This is a genomic window from Nostoc sp. KVJ20, from assembly GCF_001712795.1.
Taxonomy (GTDB): domain Bacteria; phylum Cyanobacteriota; class Cyanobacteriia; order Cyanobacteriales; family Nostocaceae; genus Nostoc.
The window spans coordinates 54,058-62,788 of record NZ_KV757642.1 but is presented as its reverse complement, the minus strand read 5'-3'; the positions used below and the strand labels follow the sequence as shown (position 1 = coordinate 62,788).

Genomic DNA, 8,731 nt, shown 5'->3' with positions numbered 1-8,731 from the left:
AACTGTGGTATGAAAAAGGATTGGAACATCTCAAATCAGGAAACTTATCTGGAGTAATGGAGTGCTTCAGAAATGCACTTTATTTCTATCCTAATTTTGCGGAAGTTCACAATACTATAGGAATGATTCAGTTTCAAATCGAAAAATATGAAGGTGCGATTCAACTTTTTGATAACGCATTAGCAATGAATCCTAACTTTGCTGAAGCTTATAATAATCGGGGACTAGCTCTATCAAAAATCTGTCATAAATCAGAATTCCCCAAGGTGATTGAAGATTACACTAAAGCCATCGCCCTGAATCCAAATTTAGTCCAAGCTTATTTAAATCGGGCTGATACGTATAAAAATCTAACTGGTGATAATCCAGCAGCTATCTTAGATTACAATCAAGTAATTTTACTTGACCCAAACTGTTTATCAGCCTATATAAATAGGGCGAATATTTATTTTTTATGTGGGGAATTAGAAAGTTCACTCTCTGATTTAGAAAAGGCATTATCTTTGGATGCTGATTGTGCAGAAGCATACTGTGGACGAGGGACAGTCAGATTTCATCTGGGCGATATTGAGGGTGCTAAAAAAGATTTGTTTAAAGCTTTTGGTTTGTACGAGGCGCGAGGAAATATGATTTACTGTGCTTTTACTAGAAGTTTGATTATAGACCTTTTTCGAGATTATGAAGTTTATAAGGATTTGCTTGGGGTTGAAAGTAGGATAGCCAAATCGAAAAAATAGCCACTTGACAAAAGTGGCTATAAATTTCATCTCAGAATTTCAATCACAGCCGCCAGAATAGATGCAGCTTTGTCGTTAGCCGGAATGAATACTCGCTTTTTCCACTGAATTATTTCAGTAAAACATCCCACAGTCACAAATCTGTCAGCTAACGATAAAGCATTGACTAATTCAATACGGCGCTCATTTGCAATAGTAGAACAACGCAAAGTTACACCTCCGGGTAATTGCTCTGAATACCGCTCATTCAGTACCAAATAAACTAATTCTTCTGGAGAAAGCAGCTTATTTTTCATACCCAATTGTTCGGCAACAGTACGAATATCTTGAGCATCAACCACTCGCCCCAGAATTTTCTCCCCATTGCTGGTTTGCAATCGAAATACTCGATTGTTTTTGTTTGGTAGGGTTTTCCAAATAGGCAGAAGAATGCCAGTTACAAGATGAATATAATCAGTTGTAAACTTAGGCAATTCTTGAACTTCTTTAGACCAAGTTGCGACGAACTCGTTTACTGAAACTTCCCTCCATTGAGAGGCTTGTAACTTTTCTTGAGGTAGGCGCATTTCTTTTTGTGGTTGTACCAACAAAACCCTTGGTACAACTCCACCTTCAGCATCAAAGATGCTGTGTGTGGGAATGCAGACAGCCGCCTTATTAGACTTATCATTTACCATTAGCCGTCCCCGGTAGTTTGTCGCTAAATCCACCGCTTCAATAACAGTTTTAATGTCAGCCTTTTGAACTCGTTCGATTTTCAAGTAATTGGTAGTACTAGCACTAACCGGATGAGTATAAACAGTCTCTGTGCTAACAACCGTAAAGCGTTCTGCTCGAAGTATTTCTACCCCGACCTCAAAAATCCCCTGAGCGATCGCTGTTTCAATCTGCTGACTCAACAGCAACTCGAACCTCTCAAAAATGATATTCTGCATCCCAATTCTCAAAGCCAGCAGGCGATTGAGGAACTGTCGCAACGGTGGGAGGTCGATTTTCATACCGCCTTCTTCTGAAGTCAGAGATAACCCCGTCATTTCCTCAAATTTTCCTAAAGGCACTTCGTAAAATCGACCTTGGAATATCTGCTTGAATAACTCATACAGTGCGTACTCTGCGTATTGGGATTCTAGGTTATCTTTGGTGTCGAATATTCCATTGCCCCCAGTTTGGCGCTGCCCACGAGTCAATGCACCCAAACTGTCCAGCCGTCTAGCAATCGTAGAGATAAAGCGGCGTTCACCTCTGACATTAGTAGTCACTGGTCTAAACACTGGTGCAGAAGCTTGATTCGTCCGATGCGATCGCCCAAGCCCCTGAATTGCGTTATCTGCTCTCCAGCCGGCTTCAAGTAAGTAGTGCGATCGCCGTTTCCGGTTGACGGCGTTCAAATCTGCATGGTAGCTACGACCTGTGCCGCCAGCGTCAGAGAAGATAAGGATTTGCTTTTGGTCAGACATAAATGCGGTGGTTTCAGCAATATTCGCGCCACCACCGCGTGAATCGACAAACAAACGCCCAGCTTCGTCTTTCAGTACCCTTTTGCTTCGTCCTGTAACTTCAGCTATTTGTTTATGACCGAAGTGCCACAGCAATTGTTCTAATGCGCCAGGGATAGGGTCAAGACTAGCAAGTTTATCTACCAGTGCCGAACGCAATCCAAGTGCAGCTTGAGAAATAACGGGCGAACCATCGGCATTAAAAGTCGGTTCGGAACGTTCTTCCCCGTCTTCACCTGAATGTATCTCATGGAGATGAATTGGAAAAGCGCTCATCAAATAATCCATGAGATATTCCCGTGGAGTCAGGTCAAGATTCAAGTCCTTCCATTCAAGGGGCGAAACCTCATTAAGTCGGCGTTTCAATAGTTCCTCATTTGTAGAAACTATCTGGACTACAACAGCATGACCTTGCGTGATGTCTTGCTCAATGGCTTTAATCAGTTTTGGGCATTTCATCCCGGTCAGCAAATGATTGAAGAATCGTTGCTTATGCGACTCGAACTGAGACATCGCAGACATTTTCGCAGCACGGTTATAAGTCTTTGAGCCAGAGATATTGCAAGCTTCTAATGCTTTATGAAGGTTATTGTGGATAATTTGGAAAGCTTCGGAGTAACTGTCATAGATTCTTTCCTGAGTAGGAGTAAGTTCAATTTCGAGAGTTTGGTATTCTACGCCCTCAAAACTGAGACTCCGCGCCAGATACAGTCCCAAAGCCTTGAGATCCCTGGCTACCACTTCCATCGCAGCAATGCCACCAACTTCAATGGATTCCACGAAATCTTCACGGGAGGTAAATGGGAAGTCGCCAGTCTGCCAAAGCCCCAGACGATTCGCATAAGATAAGTTTGAGACTTTGGTCGCTCCGGTGGCTGACACGTAGATAACCCGTGCAAGAGGTAGTGCATTTTGTAGCCGTAACCCAACAATACCTTGCATTGATGCTTTGACCATACCCAGCTTACCTTCAAGTGCCATCGCGTTACCCATCGCGTGGCATTCATCGAAGGCGATCGCTCCTGAAAACTCAATGCCAGCCCACTCAATGATTTGTTTGAGTCGGCTTTTACCACCCTTCTGGGATCTTAAAGTTGAGTACGTTGCAAATAGAATGCCCTCAGTGAATGGGATAGGTTCACCAAGTTTGATATTGCCGAGGTCGATGATGTCCTTTTCGCTACCACCCAAGGCACACCAATCACGTCGGGCATCTTCTATCAAAGCAGAGCTTTTGGAAATCCAGATGGCTTTCTTGCGTCCTTGACACCAGTTATCGAGAATGATACCTGCTACTTGCCGACCTTTTCCCGAACCTGTGCCATCCCCAAGAAACCAGCCTTTTCTATACCTAAGTGCCTTCTCCTCATTGTTTGCCGCGACTGTCACGTTGTCGAGTGAATCATCCACCAAGTAAGAACCGGACAAAAGTTCGGAGTGCACCTGACCTGCGTAAATAACGCTTTCAAGTTGTGCCTCTGACAACAAGCCTTGTGTGATAATGTTTTGTGGGAGATGCGGTTTATAAGTTGGAGCCGATGGTGAGACAAGTGCTAGGGCTGCACTTTCGCAAAGCAATGAGGGATGTGGCAAAGCATCTTTGATCCTAATGCGTTGCGGTCGGTAGCTTTCGTACAAGGCATCTTTTAAACTGTCTGAGCCACTCCACTCGACCAATTCGTACTCCAGAACTGCCACGTCTGGAATAAGAGAAACTGTTTGTGGTTGATCTACTACAGTACGCTTTGGCAGCTTAACGACCTTCGCCACCGCAGCCTCCGCTTTAGCAGTTGAATGCTGCCACAGAGATCGCTGTGGTAATTGTTCAATCAATGCCAGCAGTTCGGGCAGATCCAGTGTTTGTTGAATACAGGGGATTTGCTTGTGATCATCAGATGGAACCTTGTCAATAACGGTAATCCGGGTTTCCATCGTTGTCCCGTGCAATGCATAAGCTTGACCAATGACCCCCACTGAAAGCACAACTTGGGCAAAATCCTGCCACTTAACGAAAGTTTCTCGCCAAGTAGGATGAAGAGGAGAGAACCAGTTAGCAGTGATTGTCACCAACCGCCCACCGGCGCATAACTTTTGTAATGCAGAGTTGATATGCCGAGGTGTTGCGTCAGGGTTGCGATCTGCTATTTTGGGTGATGATGAGAATGGTGGATTCATCAAAACAACCGAAGGCTGAGTCTTGCCAGCCAGATAATCATTTATCTGTTCGGCATTCACCCCAAATAATGGAACGCCAGGAAACAACCGACGTAGAATCTTCGCTCTGTCGTCGGCTAGTTCGTTGAGCATGAGACTCGCACCTTGAAGTTTAGCAAACTGGGCTAAAATCCCAGTACCAGCCGATGGTTCTAGCACCAAGTCATTGTTTGTGATTTGTCCTGCCAATGCTACTAAGTACGCTAGGGGTAGCGGAGTCGAGAACTGCTGAAGTTTTAGTTGCTCCTCGCTGCGGCGGGTATGCGTGGGACAGAGCGATTGAAGTAGTTGCAATTGCTCTAAAGGATTTTCTGATAATCCCTTTTGTCGTAGGTAAAGAATTAGTGCAACCTCTACAGCTTCGTAAGCATCTTTCCACTGCCACTTGCCCTGTGCCGCAGTTCCGTTGAAATAGCGGTTCATCTGCGATTGGATTGTTCTGTTTGCCAAAGGTTGATTCTTAATCAATAATTTGGCAAGTTCATGTCCGGCGCTGACAATGGATTGCCCGTAGTCCAAAACTGTTTGCACATCAAACAGTGAGCCTTGGATTGCATTAACCATGACTGTATATAGTATTGATTTTCACAAAAACTTGGCGTAGCCGATACTGCACAGTCAGATTCGTACAGCGATCGGCAATCAAAGTAGACTTAATTGCAAGATGTTGATTTCTGTAGGATGCTCACGTTGAAATGACAAAAAAGCGATCGCGTTTTCAGAATAGCGATCGCTCCTTTAACCCGCATTTCTCACAAGCTTCCCTGCTTTGATAGAGCAGAGGGGCAGAGGGGAAAGAACTTAGTATTTGAACTTGAACTCTCCCACTAGCGAACCTGCTCCCCTGCACAAGCACAGGCTTAATCGAGGTGTGGTGAGAAATCCGAGTTTAATTAAGCCGACTGCTTGCGTGGTCTTGCGGGTTTTCGTGGAGCTTTGGTAGATGTAGCCTTTGCAGTAGTGCCAATAGTTTTGGTAGTTTTGGTAGACTTGGGCTTGACGGTTTTAGCCTTAGATTTCGGTTGTACTCCTGTTGCTGGTGGTAGTAGCCTTAGTGAGGGGAATTGAAGTACAACTGGTTGAGTTTCGGTAGAACTGTTGTGAAGCTCTAGTTCTAATGTCCAGGGGTCAGAAATTTCCTCAAACTGTGTAACGAAGGGGATTTGTTGAGGTTCGACTACTAGTTGTTCACTGTTAGATAGTGGTTCAAATTGAGGCGCTGTTACTCTGGATTTGGAACTAGCATTAAATTGTGCAACTGTAATAGGTGGCAATGGCACAACGTAAACCCCATCGATAAAATCGAAAATCAACAGAGCAACAAAGCTCATAACAATAACTTCAATAGCTTGGGTGAGTAGAGATTGAATATCCATTGTATTTCTCCGAAAATTTTAATTGTTCACAAAAGTTCCGCGAAGCGCTAACAGCCCTGTAATTAAGTACGAGGCGAATACAAGAGGTTTTAAAAAGGAATATGAATTTCTTCATCTTCAAAAAGATCCATTGGAAGACTAAAGTTTGGAGGGCTACTTAAGTCTCGGACTATTTTATAATTGGCTTGATGCTAACAAGTATCACTCTCTTCATCGCAAAGCGCTCGCCCAGATTCCCAGGTTGAATGAGCGTGTTGAGTTTTTAGAACAAGCTATTGCCCTAAACTGGAATGGCACTAAGAAAAGATGAAACCTAGTCAGGGCAGGGTGTAGGGGGTAGGGTGTAGGGTGTAGTTTTTAAGACAATTAAATTTTAGTTGCGTCAAGAAGTTTAACATTCTTCTTATTCCCCACACCCACACCCAAAAGCCAGTTATATCATGGCTTTGCGCTTAACTTAGTGCCATTCCCCTAAACAGGTCTTTAAGTCAAATCAGACAGCGCATTAGTGAGAAGAAAAGCCTAGCCTCTAGCCCAAACACTTAGTATAACGGACATCTGGAAAATACAGGCTTTGAGAAAATTTTATTGGAGAGACTCGCACTTCAAAATGGCTTACAGCAGTTTGCGAACAAACGAGCCACAAAAAGAGCTATCTAATAGGCTCAACAAATAAACCACAATGATTAAACCAATTAAGAGCATCTTCATCAGTAATAGCATTAACAGCTATAGTGATTGCAACATTTAGAGCATCGGATGTGCGAGCTTTAGCAGAACGCAGAATTTGTTTTAATTTTGACCAACATAACTCGATTGGTGATAAATCAGGGGAGTATGGAGGCAAAAACTTAGTTTTAGCTCCAACAGATTCTATGATGGCTTTTGCAGTATTAGCATAATGTACAGGTAAATTATCCATAACTACAATTGCTCCCATCCACAATGATGGTAGTAATATTTGCTCGATGAAAACTAAAAAACTAGCCGTATTCAAACTACCGGGAAAAGTCATAGTGGCAATTAAGCCCTCATCACTCATAGCTCCAATTACAGTGATATTTTTGCCTTTATTACCCGGTCGTTCATCATAGACTCGGAGACCATCAACACCTCTGCCATAGTGTCTTGTCAATGCTAGATTTATACCTGTTTCATCAATGAATATAAGATTTTTGATATCTATAGTATCTAGCCAACGCCGAAATTCATAGCGCAATTCTTTGACTCGTTCTGTACCTTGCTCAGTTGCGACTAAAGTTTTTTTTTGCGCTTTAATTTTAAGCGGTTAAGAGTCCGGGACAAGCTGGATATACTTACTTCTATTTCTGTGCGCTCTTTTATTGCTTCTTGAATTTCTCGCAAATATATATCACTTTGTTCTGTCACCATTATCTTTAATAATTCTTCCTCTTCACCTTTGAGCTTCGAGCGGCGATCTCCTCCTTGTGGTCTGGCAGTTATCTCCCCCGTCTCTCGATACCGACGCAAAAAGTCACGGATGAATGATAAACTAACTTTAAATCGTTTTGCTAATTCTCTCTGCGTGCCTTCTTTGTTTTGCCACGCACTTAATATTTTCTGTCGTAAGTCAATGGAATATGCTGCCATTTCTTAATGATCTTCTTTTTTTACATCTTTAAAGGTTACTACTTTTGTAGTGGGTTTGATCTCAAATCGCTGTAATTCGTTTTTTAGATGCTAAACCATCAATGACTTGCTACATCTTGTGTAATCTGGCTTACACAGCAAATGCTTCCGAAAAAAGGATTGGTTTAGTTTTGTTTATTATCAATGAAATAACAGGAGTAACACCAGTAGAAATTAGGGATGCTTTGTTTTGAGTGTTTGAGCTAATGACTGTGGAGCATCAAGAGACACCATTGGCGATGCCAATTGAAGAGTTGTTGAGCTTAATCGAACATCAAAGTGCAATATTGATTGGAAAATCTCTAGATAATTGGCAAGCTAAATTAACAAGAGGAAGAGCTAGAGATGAAGAAAGACTCAAAGATTATTACAACACGATTAGCGACTCGATCCGCAATAAGATTGAGTTTAAAAAAATGATTGGTGATGAACTAGATTTGGAATTAGCACGAATTGAAGCCACTAATAGAGAGTTAGAGAGAAAATTGTTGGACATCCAAGAGCGTTATGCAATGAGTGTAGAAGCTTGGTTGCACAGTGCAATGATTATTCATCTCCCTACGGTACATATTCAGTGTAAGTTGCAACGAAAGAAAGCGAAACGGACTGTAACAGCAGTTTGGAATCCGTTCACTAAAATTCTTGAGCCGCTTCGTTGTGAATTATCAGGAGAACCTGTTTACAATTTCAGTAGATCACAAGTCCGCCAAAATTATCTCACCGACAGCTTGAAGAAAGTAATTGGTGAGATTGACGCTACTAAAACGAATTGAGAATAAAAGTAAGAATTAAGCAACGCCTAAAGATGAGCCAAGGGGGGTAGTGTTACGGAAACTGTCACCAGGAGCAAAGTGGCGGGAGAAAGTTCCGAATTTTATTTGGGAGTCGGAACTTTCTCTGTTTTGACTTCGATTTAGCTTTTTAAAATGGTTAAACAGTGCTAAAGAACGCACCAAAGTTCCGACTCCAATATAAATCGGAACTTTTTAGCAATGATGAGCGATCGCTATCCCAAATCATCATCAAAGCTGAAACGGTTGTCCCGTAGTATTTACAGGCTACTTTGCCCCTGGTGACAGCTACCGTAACTTTACCCCAAAGGTCAGATGATACGGTGTCACAGAAGACGACTTTCAAGAAAGGAGCCTGTGGTTTCAGTTTGATCAAGCCCTTTGAGATGCTGTAGTGGTTCTATAGGAATCCGGTTTGATTCCTGAAATTGTTTGTGTACACAGGCAAGAGGCAAAAAGCAATACCC

The 8,731-nt window shown here is 42.5% G+C and carries 7 protein-coding genes; 2 read left to right on the top strand and 5 right to left on the bottom strand.

What is annotated here, in order from left to right; genetic code table 11:
• Positions 1-737: tetratricopeptide repeat protein (locus A4S05_RS21320; RefSeq protein WP_084227187.1), on the top strand; the 737-nt coding region annotated here is incomplete at its 5' end.
• Between the two features lie 26 nt (positions 738-763).
• Here the strand turns inward: A4S05_RS21320 and A4S05_RS21315 are convergent.
• The 4 genes from A4S05_RS21315 to A4S05_RS21300 all read right to left on the bottom strand — a co-directional run bounded on the left by A4S05_RS21315 (position 764) and on the right by A4S05_RS21300 (position 7,434).
• On the bottom strand, positions 764-5,011 hold the full coding sequence (locus A4S05_RS21315; protein ID WP_069071794.1) for a strawberry notch family protein: 4,248 nt from the start codon (positions 5,009-5,011) through the stop codon (positions 764-766).
• A 329-nt stretch (positions 5,012-5,340) separates the two neighbouring features.
• Complete coding sequence (locus tag A4S05_RS21310; protein ID WP_069071793.1) at positions 5,341-5,823, bottom strand: hypothetical protein; 483 nt, start codon at positions 5,821-5,823, stop codon at positions 5,341-5,343.
• 652 nt (positions 5,824-6,475) lie between these two features.
• On the bottom strand, positions 6,476-7,102 hold the full coding sequence (locus tag A4S05_RS21305) for an IS630 family transposase (protein ID WP_141699771.1): 627 nt from the start codon (positions 7,100-7,102) through the stop codon (positions 6,476-6,478).
• A complete protein-coding gene (locus A4S05_RS21300; protein ID WP_069071791.1) occupies positions 7,078-7,434 on the bottom strand; it encodes a helix-turn-helix domain-containing protein in 357 nt (118 codons plus the stop codon). Before A4S05_RS21300 ends, A4S05_RS21305 begins: the two co-directional genes overlap by 25 nt.
• A gap of 245 nt (positions 7,435-7,679) precedes the next feature.
• On the opposite strand from A4S05_RS21300, the gene A4S05_RS21295 reads away from it, so the two are divergent.
• Positions 7,680-8,246, top strand: a complete 567-nt coding sequence (locus A4S05_RS21295; RefSeq protein WP_256091068.1) for a hypothetical protein — start codon at positions 7,680-7,682, stop codon at positions 8,244-8,246.
• A 157-nt stretch (positions 8,247-8,403) separates the two neighbouring features.
• Here the strand turns inward: A4S05_RS21295 and A4S05_RS39160 are convergent, their stop codons facing one another.
• Positions 8,404-8,640, bottom strand: a complete 237-nt coding sequence (locus A4S05_RS39160; protein WP_084227186.1) for a hypothetical protein — start codon at positions 8,638-8,640, stop codon at positions 8,404-8,406.
• Positions 8,641-8,731: the final 91 nt, after the last annotated feature.

Coding starts and splice junctions, on each gene's coding strand:
- A4S05_RS21310 (WP_069071793.1), bottom strand. CDS start 5,823: ATGGATATTCAATCTCTACTCACCCAAGCTATTGAAGTTATTGTTATG.
- A4S05_RS21295 (WP_256091068.1), top strand. CDS start 7,680: ATGACTGTGGAGCATCAAGAGACACCATTGGCGATGCCAATTGAAGAG.
- A4S05_RS21300 (WP_069071791.1), bottom strand. CDS start 7,434: ATGGCAGCATATTCCATTGACTTACGACAGAAAATATTAAGTGCGTGG.
- A4S05_RS21315 (WP_069071794.1), bottom strand. CDS start 5,011: ATGGTTAATGCAATCCAAGGCTCACTGTTTGATGTGCAAACAGTTTTG.